This window comes from Micromonospora sp. NPDC047740, assembly GCF_043204735.1.
Lineage (GTDB): Bacteria > Actinomycetota > Actinomycetes > Mycobacteriales > Micromonosporaceae > Micromonospora.
The window spans coordinates 119,253-134,004 of the sequence record NZ_JBIDCT010000015.1 but is presented as its reverse complement, the minus strand read 5'-3'; the positions used below and the strand labels follow the sequence as shown (position 1 = coordinate 134,004).

General features: G+C 70.5%; 12 protein-coding genes and 1 pseudogene. 8 read left to right on the top strand and 5 right to left on the bottom strand.

Annotation, left to right across the window (positions count from 1 at the left end):
• Positions 1-324: 324 nt before the first annotated feature.
• Positions 325-1,668 (top strand): aspartyl protease family protein, encoded by a 1,344-nt coding sequence (locus ACGF4F_RS26360; protein WP_393081258.1) that lies wholly within the window; start codon positions 325-327, stop codon positions 1,666-1,668.
• Between the two features lie 63 nt (positions 1,669-1,731).
• Here the strand turns inward: ACGF4F_RS26360 and ACGF4F_RS26355 are convergent, their stop codons facing one another.
• The gene (locus ACGF4F_RS26355; RefSeq protein ID WP_393081256.1) at positions 1,732-2,958 is read right to left on the bottom strand and encodes a sensor histidine kinase; all 1,227 of its coding nucleotides are present in this window, start codon (positions 2,956-2,958) and stop codon (positions 1,732-1,734) included.
• The gene (locus ACGF4F_RS26350; protein WP_393081253.1) at positions 2,955-3,611 is read right to left on the bottom strand and encodes a response regulator transcription factor; all 657 of its coding nucleotides are present in this window, start codon (positions 3,609-3,611) and stop codon (positions 2,955-2,957) included. The genes ACGF4F_RS26355 and ACGF4F_RS26350 overlap by 4 nt, the downstream gene beginning before the upstream one ends.
• Before the next feature lie 181 nt (positions 3,612-3,792).
• On the opposite strand from ACGF4F_RS26350, the gene ACGF4F_RS26345 reads away from it, so the two are divergent.
• The 5 genes and pseudogenes from ACGF4F_RS26345 to ACGF4F_RS26325 form a co-directional block, all read left to right on the top strand.
• Positions 3,793-4,302 carry a hypothetical protein gene (locus tag ACGF4F_RS26345; RefSeq protein ID WP_393081250.1) on the top strand — a complete coding sequence of 170 codons (510 nt, stop codon included), beginning with the start codon at positions 3,793-3,795 and terminating at the stop codon, positions 4,300-4,302.
• Between the two features lie 80 nt (positions 4,303-4,382).
• A complete protein-coding gene (locus ACGF4F_RS26340) occupies positions 4,383-5,411 on the top strand; it encodes a peptidoglycan-binding protein (RefSeq protein ID WP_393081247.1) in 1,029 nt (342 codons plus the stop codon).
• Complete coding sequence (locus ACGF4F_RS26335; protein ID WP_393081244.1) at positions 5,408-6,082, top strand: ABC transporter ATP-binding protein; 675 nt, start codon at positions 5,408-5,410, stop codon at positions 6,080-6,082. The genes ACGF4F_RS26340 and ACGF4F_RS26335 overlap by 4 nt, the downstream gene beginning before the upstream one ends.
• Positions 6,079-7,284 carry an ABC transporter permease gene (locus ACGF4F_RS26330; RefSeq protein ID WP_393081241.1) on the top strand — a complete coding sequence of 402 codons (1,206 nt, stop codon included), beginning with the start codon at positions 6,079-6,081 and terminating at the stop codon, positions 7,282-7,284. The genes ACGF4F_RS26335 and ACGF4F_RS26330 overlap by 4 nt, the downstream gene beginning before the upstream one ends.
• Positions 7,285-7,634: 350 nt before the next feature.
• Positions 7,635-7,898 (top strand): annotated as a pseudogene (locus tag ACGF4F_RS26325) (hypothetical protein); the annotation flags it as partial.
• Here the strand turns inward: ACGF4F_RS26325 and ACGF4F_RS26320 are convergent.
• The 3 genes from ACGF4F_RS26320 to ACGF4F_RS26310 form a co-directional block, all read right to left on the bottom strand.
• Positions 7,895-9,205: an FAD-binding oxidoreductase gene (locus ACGF4F_RS26320; protein WP_393081238.1), complete on the bottom strand. Its 1,311-nt coding sequence runs from the start codon at positions 9,203-9,205 to the stop codon at positions 7,895-7,897. The pseudogene ACGF4F_RS26325 and the gene ACGF4F_RS26320 sit on opposite strands and share 4 nt — an antisense overlap.
• Before the next feature lie 184 nt (positions 9,206-9,389).
• A complete protein-coding gene (locus tag ACGF4F_RS26315; RefSeq protein WP_393081235.1) occupies positions 9,390-9,815 on the bottom strand; it encodes a DUF4267 domain-containing protein in 426 nt (141 codons plus the stop codon).
• Positions 9,816-9,877: 62 nt separating this feature from the next.
• Positions 9,878-10,519 carry a hemerythrin domain-containing protein gene (locus tag ACGF4F_RS26310; protein ID WP_393081232.1) on the bottom strand — a complete coding sequence of 214 codons (642 nt, stop codon included), beginning with the start codon at positions 10,517-10,519 and terminating at the stop codon, positions 9,878-9,880.
• A 119-nt stretch (positions 10,520-10,638) separates the two neighbouring features.
• On the opposite strand from ACGF4F_RS26310, the gene ACGF4F_RS26305 reads away from it, so the two are divergent.
• Both ACGF4F_RS26305 and ACGF4F_RS26300 read left to right on the top strand, forming a co-directional pair.
• The gene (locus ACGF4F_RS26305) at positions 10,639-13,902 is read left to right on the top strand and encodes a BTAD domain-containing putative transcriptional regulator (protein WP_393081229.1); all 3,264 of its coding nucleotides are present in this window, start codon (positions 10,639-10,641) and stop codon (positions 13,900-13,902) included.
• A gap of 131 nt (positions 13,903-14,033) precedes the next feature.
• Complete coding sequence (locus ACGF4F_RS26300) at positions 14,034-14,402, top strand: winged helix-turn-helix transcriptional regulator (protein ID WP_393081226.1); 369 nt, start codon at positions 14,034-14,036, stop codon at positions 14,400-14,402.
• Positions 14,403-14,752: the final 350 nt, after the last annotated feature.

Below are 14,752 nucleotides of genomic sequence, written 5' to 3'. Positions count from 1 at the left end.
GGATCTGATGCTTCGTACGCGGAACGTGCAGCCGTCGTTGTGGGAGTCGGTACTCCCGGAGGTGTGGTGCCGCCTGGGCAGGTCACTGTGGCATCGCCCGTCCTCACGGTTTTGTCGGGCGTCGCTTTGCGCTATCACGCGTCGGGAACAGTCGAACAGCCATGGCAGTCAGCCTGGCCGGCCGATGCCCTGACACCTCGTCCCAGCCGCGATGGCGGACAGCCGCCGGCCGGGCACGAAAACGCCGGGGAAACAGGCGACCGGGTTGTATCTCCCTCGACCGACCGGATCCATTCCGGCAGCGCCAACGTAAGGAGTATTGCCATGGTGAACGGGAGTGATCCCGGAAGCGTCGGCAGGCGTGCGTTTCTGCGTCGGGCGGGCCTGACCGCCGGCGCCGTCGCGGTTCTTCCGATGCTGGGCGGCTGGGACGGCGCCTCCGCCGCGCCGGCTTCGACCCCGCCGTCGTCCGGTGGCGACCCGGACGAACTCTTCAGGGCGGGCCTGTTCGTCGAGGCGGATCGGGGCTACGCGCGACTGCTGCGGGAGGATTCGGGAAATGCGCATGCGCTGGCGCAGCGTGGGTACATCGCCCTCCTGTCCAACCGGTTCGCCGATGCCGAGACGTACCTGTCCAAGGCTGTCAGCTCGGCTCCCGACGATATTGCCGCACGGCAGCGGCTCGCGGAGTGTTTCGTCCGCCAGGATCAGCATGCCCGCGCCATCCCGCTGTTGCGGAGCACGGGCCGGCCACGTGACGAGGCGTTTGCCGAGTTGTACGCCCATCTGCCCGACGCGCCGTGGCAGGTGCACGGCGCACAGCGCACCCGCGTCCCGTTCCTGGGTGTCGATCCCCTGCCGCACGTCCAAGCTTCCGTCAACGGCGGAAATCCCAAGCGGTTCTATCTTGACACCTATGCGACGCTCGACCTGTCCCAGGACGTGGCGGAGGAGGCGGGACTTCGGGCGGTGGCCACCACTTCAGGGGTGGCCAGCAACGGACCGGTCACCATCTACCTGGGCGTTATGGACTCGTTCCGGCTCGGGGACATCGAGTTCCGCAACATTCCGGTGCAGTGGATCGACGCCCAGCGGCCACCCCTTCCCGACGGCTCGCAGGCGGCGGGCGTTATCGGCACAACGCTGCTCTACCACGCGCTCTCCACGATGGACTACGCCAACCGCGCGCTGGTGCTGCGGCGCAAGACCGCAACCCAGCTGCGCGATTTCCGAGCCCAGGTTGGGCACCCGGGGCTCGACAGGTTGCCGCTGTGGTTGGCGGGTGATCACTACCCATGCACGCTGGGCAGCCTAGGTGACTACGGGCCGCGGATCGTCACCCTGGACACGGGCGGCACGCTCTATGGCGTCGACACGACCGTGGAGATAGCCGAGCGGGCGGGCATCGAGGTGGACTACGCCCATCCGCAGGAGTTCAACGGGAGCACCATCTATCCGATCACCCCGGACCGGATCAGCCTCGGGAAGGCGGTCGGACATGAGGTAAGCGGAATGGCGGTGACAACCACCTGGCCGGGCTTCCCGGGCCCCGGCCAGTCCGCCCTGTTCGGGTTCGACATCATCGCGAACTTCACCCACAAGTTCCTCAAGCCGTTCGCCATCACATTCGACTACACCCACAGGCACTTCTACATCACCCGGCGGTGACACCGCCGATGGTGATCCGCCCTCGGTCTGGAGCCGCACGGCTGCGGCAGGCGGTGTACGTACTCATCGGCGGAGGCCGTCGTCGTCCGGCCCGGCCGGGAGCGTGACCGTGACGACGAGGCCGCCGTCTTCCCGGGCGGTCGCGGTGGCCCACCCACCGTGGGTGGCCGCCACCGACCGGACGATGGACAGGCCGAGCCCGGCCCCCTTGGCCGTGATCTGGCGGTGATCCCCTAGGCGGCGGAACGGTTCGAACAGCGCTGGAACCTCGTACGGTGGCACGACGGGTCCGGTGTTGCTCACCTCCACCTCGACGTGACCGTCGTCGCGGGTGCGGGTGACGACCCGGACCCAGCCATCGGGCTGGGTGTTGTACCGGATGCCGTTCTCGACGAGGTTGTGCACGATCCGCTCGAGCAGCAGCGCGTCGCCCGTGGTAGGTGCCTCGTCGAGCTTGTCGTGCAGAGTGATGCCCGCTCGGCTCGCCAGCGAGCCGGCCTGGGCCACCACGTACGCGGCGACGTCCGCCAGGTCCACCGGCCGGCGTTCGGTGAGTTCCTTCTCGGAGGTGGCCAGCAGGAGCAGGCCGGTGATGAGCTGTTCGTGGCGGGCGTTGATCTGCAACAGGCTCTCGCCCAGCTGCCTGGTGTCCTCTGAAACGGTCCGGCGGTTCATGGCGAGCTCGACGAGGGCGCGACCAACCGTCAGCGGCGTGCGCAGCTCGTGCGAGGCGTTGGCGACGAACCGTCGCTGCCCGTCGAAGGAGCGGTCGAGCCGCTCCAGCATCGTGTTGAAGCTGCCGGCGAGCTCCTTCACCTCATCGTCCGGGCCGCGCAGCGCGATGCGCTCGTGCAGCCCACCGCCGGCGGCCGGGGCGGCCGCTATCCGCCGCGCGGTCTCGGTGACCTGATGGAGCGGGGCAAGCACCCGGCCAGCGACCAGCCAGCCGAACGCCGCCGCCGCGGCGCCGACCAGACCGAGCGCGATGCTGCCCTGGGTAAGCAGCGACGTGGCGGCCGCTTCGCGCAGTTGCCGCTGCTGGTCCTGCATCCATCGCATGGCATCGGTCTCGGGCAGCGGGGCATCGACATCGGGGGCCGGTGAGGCGGCCGGGCTCGGCGTGGCCTTGACGGTCAACAGTTGCAGATTGGGTCTACCCAGCTGCTGGTTGAAGAGCGCGTACGTGGTGCCCAGTAGCACGACACCGGCGACGAGGAACAGGCCGCCGTAGATGAGGGTGAGCCTGGCCCGCAGGGTGATCCGGGACGGCAGAAGCTTCCGGGCGGTCATGAGATCCGGTACCCCACCGAGGTGACGGTCTCGATGACCGGTGGGTCGCCGAGCTTGCGTCGCAGCTTGAGGATGGTGAGCCGGACGGCCGGGCTGAACGGGTCGGCATGCTCGTCCCAGACCTTCTCCAACAGGAACTCAGCCGAGAGCGGGGCGCCGTCGGCGCGCAGCAGTTCGGCCAGGACCCCGAACTCCTTCTTCGACAGCGGGATGTATGCGCCGTCGCGGAACACCTTGTGCAATGCCGGGTCGAGGGTGATCCCAGCACGGCGCAGCACCGGCGGCGCGGCCGGCCGGCTGCGCCGCCCCAGCGACCGCACGCGGGCGGCGAGCTCGGGAAACGCGAAGGGCTTGACGAGATAGTCATCCGCGCCGAGGGACAGCCCAGCGACCCGATTGGTGACCTCGGCCGCTGCGGTCAGCATCAGCACCCGCGTGAGTGACCCGGACCCGACGATTTCCCGGCACACGTCGTCTCCATGCACGACCGGCAGGTCGCGGTCGAGCACGACCACGTCGTAGTCGTTGACGAACAACCGTTCCAGGGCGGCGTCCCCGTTGTATGTGACGTCCACCGCGTGCGCGTCCTCGCGCAGCCACTCGGCGATCGCGTCCGCGAGCATCGGCTCGTCCTCCACCACCAGCACGCGCATGTTCTCTGGTTCCTTCCCTGTCCCGGTGCACCACGGTGCATGGTTCCCGATCTGGTGTTTCCTCGGCGTTGCCGACCGGGCGCTCAAGCAGCAAACGGCAGGGAAACGGGCCGTCGCGTTGGATTTCTCTCGACCGGGCCGGCGCTGGTGCTGGCCTCGATCCAAGGAGACGAACGTGAGGGTGAAGCTGACCGGTGGCGCGCTTGCGGTGCTGCCGCTGGTGCTGGCCGTGGCCCTGGCCGGATGCGGTTCGGAGGACGGCGGCGGCACGGTGGCCTCGGCTGGGGGCGGCACGAGGGCCCAGCCCAGTGCCGCGGCGAGTCTGAGCCGGGAAGAGATGGGTGTGAAGTTCGCGCAGTGCATGCGCGAGAACGGCGTCGACATGGCCGATCCCGAGCCGGGCAAGGGCCCGCAGGTCCGAATTGGCGGTGGCACGAGCGAGGAGACCGTCAACAAGGCGATGGAGGCGTGCCGGCAGTACAACCCGATGGCGGACGCGTCCGGTGGCAACGCGCAGATGGACGAGAACAATCGCAAGTTCGCCACGTGCATGCGCGACAACGGCGTGGAGCAGTTCCCCGATCCCGAGCCCGGACAGATGGGTGTCCGGATCGACGGGAAGATCGCCGAGGATCCGGACTTCGCCAAGGCCCAGCAGCAGTGCCAGAGCATCCTCGCGGGTAGCCGGTGATGGCCGCTACCGCGGTCGAGGCACCGGCGGTGGAGCGCTTGCCTCGACGCCGGGGCCGGCGGGGAGCTGCCGTTGCCGCCGTGGCCGCGCTCGTGGCCGGCGCGGCGGTGGTCATCTGGCTCGGCATCGCTGGCGGCCGATCATCGGGCGACGCGGCGGCTAACACGCTGCCGCCCGACACCACCCAGGTGACCCGGCGAACGCTGAAGGATGCGCACACAGCCGACGGCGAGCTCGGCTACGGCACCACGAGCACCGCCACCAGCCGGCTGCCCGGCACCCTCACATACCTGCCCGACACCAGCGCGCGGATCACCCGCAACCAGCCCTTGTACAAGCTCAACAACAAGCCGGTGACCCTGATGTACGGGCACACGCCCGCGTACCGGAACCTCGCGGCCGGCGTCGAGGGCCCGGACGTCAAGCAGCTCGAGCAGAACCTGCGTGCGCTGGGCTACTCCGGATTTACCGTTGACGAGGAGTACACCGAGTCGACGGCGACGGCGGTCAAACGGTGGCAGGAGGACCAGGGCCTGGACGAGACCGGCGTGGTCGAACTCGGCCGCGTGGTGTTCGCGCCCGCCGCGATTCGCATAGCCGGACTCCAGGCCGCGCAGGGCGACCCCGTGGCACCCGGTCAGCGGATCCTCAGCTACACCGAAACGGCGAAGGCCGTCACGGTCCAGCTCGACACCGCCGACCAGCGGATGGCGAAGATAGGTGCGGCGGTGACGGTCACGCTGCCGGACGACAGCTCCGTCGGTGGGCACATCTCTGAGGTGACCACGGTGATCCAGCCCGGCGAGGCACAGGGCGACGACCCGAAGACCAAGGTCGAGGTGGTCGTCACGCTCGACAACCAGAAGGCCGCCGACGCCTACATGCTGGCCTCGGTCGACGTGACGTTCACCGCGGCCGAGCGGAAGGACGTGCTGACGGTGCCGGTCGCCGCCCTTCTCGCCCTTCGTGAGGGCGGCTTCGGCGTGGAGGTTGTCCAAAAAGACACCTCCCGCTACGTCGCGGTCCGCACCGGCCTGTTCTCCGACGGCTCAGTGGAGATCTCCGGTGACGGCATCGCCGAGGGCACGACAGTGGGGATGCCGAAATGATCTCTTTGACAATGGCGAGCAAGGTGTACACCGGCGGGGTGGCCGCGCTCACCGATGTCTCCCTGCACATCGGCGCCGGCGAACTCGTCGGCATCGTCGGTCCGTCCGGCTCCGGCAAGTCCACCATGCTCAACCTGCTCGGCACGCTCGACCGCCCCACCACCGGGCAGGTGCGCATCGACAATTACGACATCGCCCGGCTGCGCGACGCCGAGCTGTCCGCGCTGCGAGCGAGCCGGATCGGCTTCGTCTTCCAACAGTTCCACCTCGCCGCCGGTGTCCCCGCGCTGGACAACGTCGCCGACGGGCTGCTCTACTGCGGGCTGCGTGCCAGGGAACGGCGGCGCCGAGCCGCCGCCGCGCTGGCACGGGTCGGTCTCGCCCACCGGGCAGATCACCGGCCGCACGAGCTGTCCGGCGGTGAGCGCCAGCGGGTGGCCATCGCGCGGGCGGTGGCCGGCGACCCGCCGCTGCTGCTGGCCGACGAGCCCACCGGCGCCCTGGACTCGGCTTCCGGTGCCGGGGTGATGCAGCTGCTGCGCGAGCTGCACGCTGCGGGTGCCACCGTCGTGATCATCACTCACGACCGGGAAATCGCCGATAGTCTGCCCCGTCAGGTACGCATGCGCGACGGCAGGATCATCGCCGACTCAGGCCCGGCGGTACGGTGATGGCACATCCGCTGCGTCCGGCCCGGCTGTGGCCCGGCGACCTGGTCAAGGTCGGCCTCGTTGGGCTGCGCACCAGACCGCTACGGGCGTTCCTGTCCGCGCTCGGCATCGCCATCGGTATCGCCTCGATGGTCGCCGTGGTCGGCATCTCGTCCTCGTCGCGCGCGGAACTCGACCGTACCCTCGACGCGCTGGGGACCAATCTGCTGACCGTGTCTCGAGGCAGGACGCTGGTAGGTGAGCAGGCGACCCTGCCCGAGACGGCTGAGGCGATGATCGGCCGGATCGACCCGGTGCGGCAACTGTCCGCCGTGGGCCGCCTCGACGACGTCAAGGTGTACCGGACCGACAAGATTCCCGAGGCGCAGACCAACGGTATCGCCGGGTACGCCGCCCGCCTCAACCTGCTCGACACCGTCGGAGCACGCATCCGCAACGGGACCTGGCTCAACACGGCGACAAGCACCTACCCGGCGACCGTGCTCGGCGCGGCTACCGCCGAACGGCTCGGCATCGGCCACGCCGGACCCGACACCCAGGTCCTCATCGGCGGCGAGTGGTTCACCGTCGTCGGCATCCTCGAGCCGACACCACTCGCCCCCGACCTGGACACCGCGGCGCTCGTCGGCTGGCCCGTCGCCGAAGCCAAGTTGCACTTCAACGGGCACCCGACCACCATCTACACCCGCTCCGAGGAACGCCAGGTCGGTGCGGTCCGAGACGTGCTCGGCCCGACCGCCAACCCCGAGGCACCCAACGAGGTCGAGGTGTCACGTCCCTCCGACGCGCTGGCCGCCAAGCAGGCCGCGGGCGAGGCGTTCACCCGGCTGCTGCTCGGTCTCGGCGCGGTAGCGCTGCTCGTCGGCGGCGTCGGGGTGGCCAACACCATGGTGATCTCGGTGCTCGAACGGAGGGCCGAAATCGGACTGCGCCGCTCGCTCGGCGCGACCCGAGGGCAGATCCGCACCCAGTTCCTCGCCGAATCACTGCTACTGTCCGCCCTCGGCGGGGCGGGCGGCGCGTTGCTAGGCGCTGCCGGCACCGCCAGCTACGCCCTCTACCAGCAGTGGGCGACGGTCCTACCCTCCTGGGCGATACTGGGCGGGGTCGGCGCCACCCTGGCCATCGGCGGCCTGGCCGGCCTGTACCCGGCCATCCGCGCGTCGCGGCTGTCACCGACCGAGGCGCTGGCCACACCCTGACCGCCGGACTCCGGTGGCTGCCGGACTCGTGCCACAGCCACCGGAACGGCGCAGGCGGCGCTGATGCCCTTATGTTCTGTCAAGCGGTTCGTGGGGTCGGATCTACGGGATCGAGCGGCGGAGCAGGTGGTAGATCTCACGGGCGACCTCCCCGCGGGCGGCAGTGACCCGGCCGGGTGTGGCTGTGTCCCGATAGGGGCCTCGCCGATGCACCGTCACAGTCCTGATCACCGGCGTCCGGTCGGCGTCACTGCCTTGACCCCGCACCGAAGGAATCCCCAGTTTGTCCACCGTCGCCTCGACCGATTTAACGCCGTGGATGAGGAGATCATCCTGGGCGTGGACACCCAAACGACACGCACGTCGCCGCGGTGATCACCGTGCTGGGCGCCCTGCTGGGCACCCGCGCCTTCCCCACCACCACCGCCGGCTACACCGACCTGCTGGCCTGGGCCAGCGAGCACGGCCGGTTGCGGCGCGCTGGCGTGGAGGGCACCAGCTCACACGGCACCGCCCTGACCCGCCACCTGCACCGCGACGGCGTGCAGGTCATCGAGGTCAACCGGCCCGACCGTGCCGTGCGCCTGCCGGCGCTTGAATGGCGTTGGGTCTAGACGAGCACCGGGTAGTTGGCGCGGAACACGTTGTGCGGATCGCGGGCCCGCTTGATCTCCCGCAGCCGCGCGAGCGCGCTGCCGGAGAAGGACTTCTCCGCGGTCTCACCAGGAGACAGCAGGGTGTACGGCTTGCGGCCGCTGATGTAGGGCTCTAGATCGGCCACGACCTCGGCCTGCTTGGCGCGCGTCGCATCGGCCATGTGCGGCAGGCCGAGACCCAGCAGGCCCAGCAGGTACGGCTCAGCCACCGCGCCGCTTGCACCGGTCCCGCCGCCCGGCTCGGAGAGTGCTCCGCCCAGGTGTCTGATCTGGATGTTGATGAGTGGTTCGACCGGCTTGGCCAGCAGGAGCTCCACCGCGTCCGTGTCCAGGCCGGTGAGCAGCTCGGCACGAGTGATGGTGGGGGCCGGGTCGGTGGGCTCGGCGGTGATGTCACCCAGGTCGGCAACCGGGACGACGCCGCGGCTGTCGGAGATCGGGCCCTCGATCTTGTCGAGGCGAGTCAGCAGGTCCTCCCCCTGAGCCGCCTCACCCAGGTAGGCCAGATCCAGCGTGACCATTGGTGATGCGCCGGGTGGCTGGAGCCGGTTGATCCAGACACTGAGTTCACGTGGCGCCTCGGCGGTGATCTCCAGGAATGCGTCGTATACCTCTCTGGTCCGGTGGTCCGGCCAGATGACGCGCCCGCCGTACATGGTGGGCACGGGGTACAGTGCGAGTTCGAGGGCGGTCACCACCGCGAAGTCCCCGCCACCGCCGCGCAGCGCCCAGAAAAGCTCGGGATCGGACTCGGCGGTCACCCTGCCGGGCTCGCCATCGGCGTCCACGATGTCGATGGCCCGCACGCTGGCGGAGGCGAAGCCGTACTTGCGGCTGAACCAGCCAACCCCACCGCCCAGGGTGTAGCCGGTCACGCTGACCCCCGGCGCGCTGCCGGACAGGCCGGTCAGACCCAGCGGACCGGCCGCCGCCTGTACCTGCCCCCACTTCACGCCCGCGCCCACCCGAGCCACGCGCTCCTCCGCGCGTACCTCCACTTCGTTCAGCAGGCCGGTGCGCAGCAGGATCAGGCCTTCCACATCACCGGAGGCGCCATGCCCGCTCGGCTGCGCGGTCACCGTCATGCCCGCCCGCCGTGCGTATCGCACGAGCGCCGCCACGTCATCGGCGTCCGTGGCCTCCACCACAGCCGCGACCGGCTGCCTGACGGTGAGGTTCCACGCAGTGGCCGCCTGCTCAAAGCCGTCGTCATCAGGCAGGAGCACGCGCCCCTTGAGGACACCGCGCACATCGTTGATCGTCATAGTCGTTTCCCTCTTCATGTTCTCGGAAATGCGCCTGCCGGACCACGCGGTTTACGCGACGAGCAGGAGCACACTGATCGCCAGCATCACCACGGCGCCGATCAGTCCGGCGAGCACAGTGGCGATGTTGCTGAGCGTGAGTTGTCCCCTCAATCCTCGATTGGCCCTCGGCGGGGCGATGGCATCAGGCGGGCTGCGGGGCGGGCGTCGCCGGAGCGGCCGCGACCTTGCGGGTCTCGCGCATCATCAGCAGGCCGTTGACCACCATCAGCGTCGCGGTCAGGCCGTGGACGCCGAGCGCGGTGGCCACGGAGCCGTGGTGGGCCAGCACGTTGGTCATGTCGCCGTACGCGGCGAGGGCCTCCACCAGCAGCACCCAGCCCAGCGCGCGGCGGTGGCCCGTCACCAGCAGGATGCCCAGGACCAGGGCCAAGACGACGTCGCGGATTCCTTTGATGATCAGGAAGCCGTCGCCGTCGCCGGACGGCCAGCTCGGCAGGCCGAAGCTCGGCGCGGTCGTCTCTGGGCTCAGGATGAACTCCGTTCCGAACCAGAGGATGAAGAGGATGAAGGCGGCGGCCAGGGCGGTGTTGATCTTCTTCAGCGACATTGTTCTTCTCCTTGCGCGTCTTCGGTGAGCTTGGTGAGTCGTGCGTGGGGTTTGGGGTCTGGTCAGGCGCCGCGGACGCGGCGGATGTGGCGGGCGTAGCGGGGGCGGCCGATGACGTGCCAGATGCCGCGCACCGGCGCGGGGAGGGCGGAGAGGAGGGTGGCGCGCTCGGCCGGGTTCGCGTCCTCTAGGACGAGGCCGAAGAGCGTGAGCAGGGTGAGCTTGGGCGTGTTGGCCACCAAGTGGTCGCCCAGGGAGGCCCACTCCTGCTCGGTGATGTGCTCGGCCGCGAGCGGAAGAAGAGTGGCCTCCTCGTCGTCGAGGTGTTCGAGCAGGACCGCCCGGTGATCGGCGAGGACCGCCACGAGGGTGTCGCGCTCGTCGGCTCCGGCGGTGGCCTCCCACGCCGGGACTGCGGCGTCCAGCCTGGTCAGCGTGGCCGCGACGCGCTCGTGCTGGGCCTCCATGCGCAGGACGATGTCCGCCTCGAGATCTACCCGGGACAGGAGCGGCGGCCACAGCAGCTCGTCCTCGCCCTCGTGGTGGTTCTTCAGTCCCAGCCGGTAGTCGCGGAAGTGGTCGGCGATTAGTTTGGCGCGAGCGGTGTCGCCCGGGGCGACCGCCGCGACGAGCTCCATCAGCAGCCGCGACTCGCGGCGGAAGGCGCGGTGGACGATCTCCATGTCCTGGGTGTTGACGCTCATCTGTTCCTGCACCTTCATCTGTTCTGTTCGACGTGCTCGAGACTGCTCCTGGGGGTTTGGAAGGCACTTGGAGCCGACTTGGAACGGGTGCGGCGGCCGCGCGTACGATGTGTCACCTCATGGTCTTGATCAGGGTGTTGGGCTCGTTCGCGGCCGAGGCCGGCGGCGAGCCCGTTCCCCTCGGCGGACCGCGGCAGCGCAGCGTGCTGGCCCTGCTGGTGGCGGCGCGCGGGCAAGTCGTGCCGGTCGACCGGATGGTCGAGGACCTGTGGCGCGGCGAACCGCCGTCGCGCGCCCTGGCGTCGCTGCAGGCGTACGTGTCGAACCTGCGCCGCCTGCTGGAACCCGGCCGCCCGCCGCGGGCCCCGGCCCGACTGCTGGTGAGCGCGTCGCCCGGCTACGCACTGCGGCTGCCGCCCGGGGCGGTGGACGCATGGCGCTTCGAGGAGCTGCTCGACGAGGCCCGTACGCTCACCGATCCCCGTGACACCCGGGCCCGGCTGGACGAGGCGCTGGCGCTGTGGCGCGGACCCGCGTTCGCCGAGGTCGCCGACGAGCCGTGGGCCGCCGCCGAGACCGCCCGGCTGAACGAGCTGCGCCTGGTCGCCCGCGAACTGCACATCGCCGCGGGACTGCGGCTCGGCGACCCCGGGGCGGTGGTACCCGAGGCGGAGGGCCTCACCCGCGACGCTCCCCTGCGCGAGGAGGGCTGGCGCATGCACGCTCTCGCGCTGTGGAGCAGCGACCGCCAGGCCGACGCGCTGGCCGCGCTCCGCCGCGCCCGCGCCACCTTCGCCGACGAGCTGGGCCTCGACCCCGGCCCGCACCTGGTGGCCCTGGAAGAGGCGATCCTCACCCAGCGCACGGACGTCCTCCGCGCGGCCGTCCCTCCGCCCCCCGCGGACACGCCCCGGCCCCGGGCAACCGCGCCGCCGCCTCCGAACAACGGGCCCCGCGCGACAACGTTCGTGGGGCGGGAGCGCGAGCTCGCGGCGCTGGTGGCGGCCGCCGGGGAGGCCACCGCCGATGGGGCGCGCGTCGCGCTGGTCACCGGGGAGGCGGGGCTCGGCAAGTCGACGCTGCTGGAGCACCTCGGCGCGCGACTCAGACAGGACGGGTGGCTCGTGGCCGCCGGGCGCTGTCCCGAGGTGGACAGCGCGCCACCCGCGTGGGCGTGGGTCGAGGCGCTGCGGAAGGTGGCCGTGAGCGTTCCTCCGGGAGAGTTCGCGGACGACCTGGCGCCGCTGCTCTCCGACTCCGCGCCGGTGGACGATGACGCGGCGGCCGGGCGGTTCCGGCTCCGGCAGGCCGTGTGGAACTGGCTCGCGGCGGCCGCCGCCGAACGGCCGGTCGCCGTCGTCCTGGACGACCTCCACTGGGCGGACGCCGCCACGCTGGAACTGCTCGGCGGCGGCGTCGGCGCGCGGGCCGCGATCCTGGTCGTCGCGGCGTACCGCGCGGACGAGAGCGAGCGCCTCACCGAAACGCTCGGGTCCCTCGCCCGCACCGCACCCCTCCGGCTGGACCTGCCTGGACTGAAAGGCGACGCCGTCGCGGAGCTCGTACGTGCCGAGTGCGAGGCCGACGACGCGACCGTGGCCGGGATCGCCGAGCGAACCGGCGGCAACCCGTTCTATGTGCGGGAGAGCGCGCGGCTGCTGACCGGCGAGGGCGCGCTGGTCGCGCTCTCCGAGGTCCCCGAGGGCGTACGGGACGTGCTGCGGCGCCGACTGGCACGGCTCCCCGAGAGCGGCGTGTCCGTCCTGCGGCTGGCGGCGGTGGCCGGCCGGGAGAGCTCGGTGGACGTGCTCGTGCAGGCCGCCGACTCCGACGAGGACAGCGTGCTGGACGCGCTGGACGCGGGCGTCATCGCCGGGTTGCTCGACGAACCCGAGCCCGGGCGCGTCCGGTTCGTTCACGCGCTGGTCAGGGACACGCTGGTCACCGACGTCACCCGGTTGCGGGCCACCAGGATGCACGCCCGGATCGCCGCCGCCCTAGAGGGCACCGGCGACGTCGCGGCGCTCGCCCATCACTATGCGCGAGCGGGATCACCGAAGGCCGTCGCTTATTGCGTACGGGCCGCCGAACTGGCCGAGGCGCGCTACGCCCATGACGTGGCGGCCGCACTCCTCACCGACGCCGTCACCAACTCCAGCGAACCGGACGAGCGCGTCGGCCTGCTCGGCAGGCTGCTGCGCGCGCAGATCAGGGCCGGGGCCGTCGCTGCGGCCAGGGACACACGCGAGCAGGCCGTGGAGTACGCCGAGTCGATCGGCCGCGACGACCTGATGATCGCCGCGTTCACCGCCTGGACCGAGCCCACCCCCTGGCGGGCCCGCACGTACGGCACGGTCGACCGTCCCATCGTCGGCCGCCTCAGCCGCCTGCTCAAGCGGACCGACCTCGCCCCCGACGTGCGGTCCCGGCTGCTCATCGCGTACGCCAACGAGCTGGTGGGCGAGGACGATCCGACGGTCATGGCGGCGGCGCGGGAAGCACTCGACCTCACCACCGATCCCCGCCTCCGGGCCGCAGCGCTCCTGGTCCTGGCCAGCGACCCCGGGCGGGAGGAGTACGCCCGCGAGCTAGTGGAGATCGGCGTCGAGCACGACCTGCCCGTCTACCGCGTGACCGGGCTGCTCAACCAGGCCGCGAACGCCGCCGCGGCCAACGACCCCGCGACCATGCGCCACGTGACCGGGGAGGCGCTCGACCTCGCGCGCGCCTACCGGATGCCGGAGGCGATCAGCGCCGCTGAGATCGCGCTGGCGACCCTGGTGCTCATCGAGGGTCGGTTCACCGACGCCCAGCGCCTCTACACCGAGGCCACCGCACACATGGAACGCGCCGGATCGGTGCACGCTGGCTTCCTCCGCCTCGCGCTGGCGGCGATCTGGCTGAACGACGGCACGCTCGGCGACCACCTGGACGAGGTGCGCGCTCTCCACGAGGCGCTCGGCCCGATGGTCGCCGACCTGCTCGCGCTCGCCCTCCACGCCGCCGGCCGCGGCGACGAGGCACGCAGGTCACCGAGCCCGATCCGGCCCGACTTCTTCTTCACCTTCCTGACGAGCCTGCGCGCGATGGCGATCGTCGCACTGAACGACCGCGACGCCGCCGCGGAGATCTACGCGGACCTGCTCCCCCACCGAGACGGTCCCCCGGCCGGCGCGGAGAGCCTGTCGCTGGCCCTGCGTCCGGTCGCCCACACGCTCGGCGAACTCGCCCTCCTCCTCGGCCGAGACGACGAGGCCGCCGCCCACTTCGCCCAGGCCGCCGCCATCGCCGACCGGTGGAACGCCCCCCACTGGTCCGCCGACGCCCGAACACACGCCGATCTTGCCCTCGGCGTCCCTGTTTCGCCCCCACAGGAACGCTGAAAGCAAGAACGGGATTGGGGTGCCTCAGCTGCCTTGAGGGCTGCCATCATCACCAGGGGCATGTTCCCGCTCGCGTGTGGGAATGTGCCCGAAACATGATGAACAGGGACGAAATCTAAGTCCGTACAGGTATGCACGACGCGTGCGGAACGCGGCACACGCCGCGAACAGGCCAAACGCGACTACGACGCCTCGCCGACGGCCCGCAGCGGCACAGCGAACTCGCCAACCGCATCGCCGGCGTCAGCCAGAAGATGCTCAGCCAGACCCTGCGCACGCTGGAATTCGACGGCTTGGTCACCCGCACGGTCACGGCCTCGGTGCCGGTCCGCGTCGACTACGAACTCACTCCGCTCGGCCATGAACTGTTCCCGGTCATGATCGCGATCAAGAACTGGGCGGAGACACACATGGACCGCGTCTTCGAAGCCCGCGCCCAATTCGACGCACGCCCCCTAAACCTCCTCAAAGACGGCGCAACATCTCCGCTCATCGGCTAGATGTGCGCACTGGATCACCGTCTGTGGCCGCGCGGACCGCGATCTTTCAAACGTGATGTGACCGAGTCGCTCGTCTGACCGACATCCCTGGGGCGGGATCACCGCCCGGGCTTTCGATGCCCGGCGGCGACCAGCGCTGTTGGAGCGTCCTTGGTGCGGGGGGCGGGCTGTGACTCCCAGCGATAGTTGGCAACGGGCTGGGCTTCAGCCTCGGGGTTCCGAGGCCCTCACAGCAGTGTGGACGTACGTAGGGTGCTGGAAATGAGGCCGGGACGGGGCCCGGGCGCTGACCTTCGGGTGAGCAGGTCATGCGCCTGTGGGAGGTTCAGAGTGGTGCTGCGGAGGGTTCC

Bases quoted from the DNA above. Each gene is read 5' to 3' on its own strand.
- ACGF4F_RS26360 (WP_393081258.1), top strand. From the start codon at position 325: ATGGTGAACGGGAGTGATCCCGGAAGCGTCGGCAGGCGTGCGTTTCTG.
- ACGF4F_RS26355 (WP_393081256.1), bottom strand. From the start codon at position 2,958: ATGACCGCCCGGAAGCTTCTGCCGTCCCGGATCACCCTGCGGGCCAGG.
- ACGF4F_RS26350 (WP_393081253.1), bottom strand. From the start codon at position 3,611: ATGCGCGTGCTGGTGGTGGAGGACGAGCCGATGCTCGCGGACGCGATC.
- ACGF4F_RS26335 (WP_393081244.1), top strand. From the start codon at position 5,408: ATGATCTCTTTGACAATGGCGAGCAAGGTGTACACCGGCGGGGTGGCC.
- ACGF4F_RS26320 (WP_393081238.1), bottom strand. From the start codon at position 9,205: ATGACGATCAACGATGTGCGCGGTGTCCTCAAGGGGCGCGTGCTCCTG.
- ACGF4F_RS26315 (WP_393081235.1), bottom strand. From the start codon at position 9,815: ATGTCGCTGAAGAAGATCAACACCGCCCTGGCCGCCGCCTTCATCCTC.
- ACGF4F_RS26310 (WP_393081232.1), bottom strand. From the start codon at position 10,519: ATGAGCGTCAACACCCAGGACATGGAGATCGTCCACCGCGCCTTCCGC.
- ACGF4F_RS26305 (WP_393081229.1), top strand. From the start codon at position 10,639: ATGGTCTTGATCAGGGTGTTGGGCTCGTTCGCGGCCGAGGCCGGCGGC.
- ACGF4F_RS26300 (WP_393081226.1), top strand. From the start codon at position 14,034: ATGCACGACGCGTGCGGAACGCGGCACACGCCGCGAACAGGCCAAACG.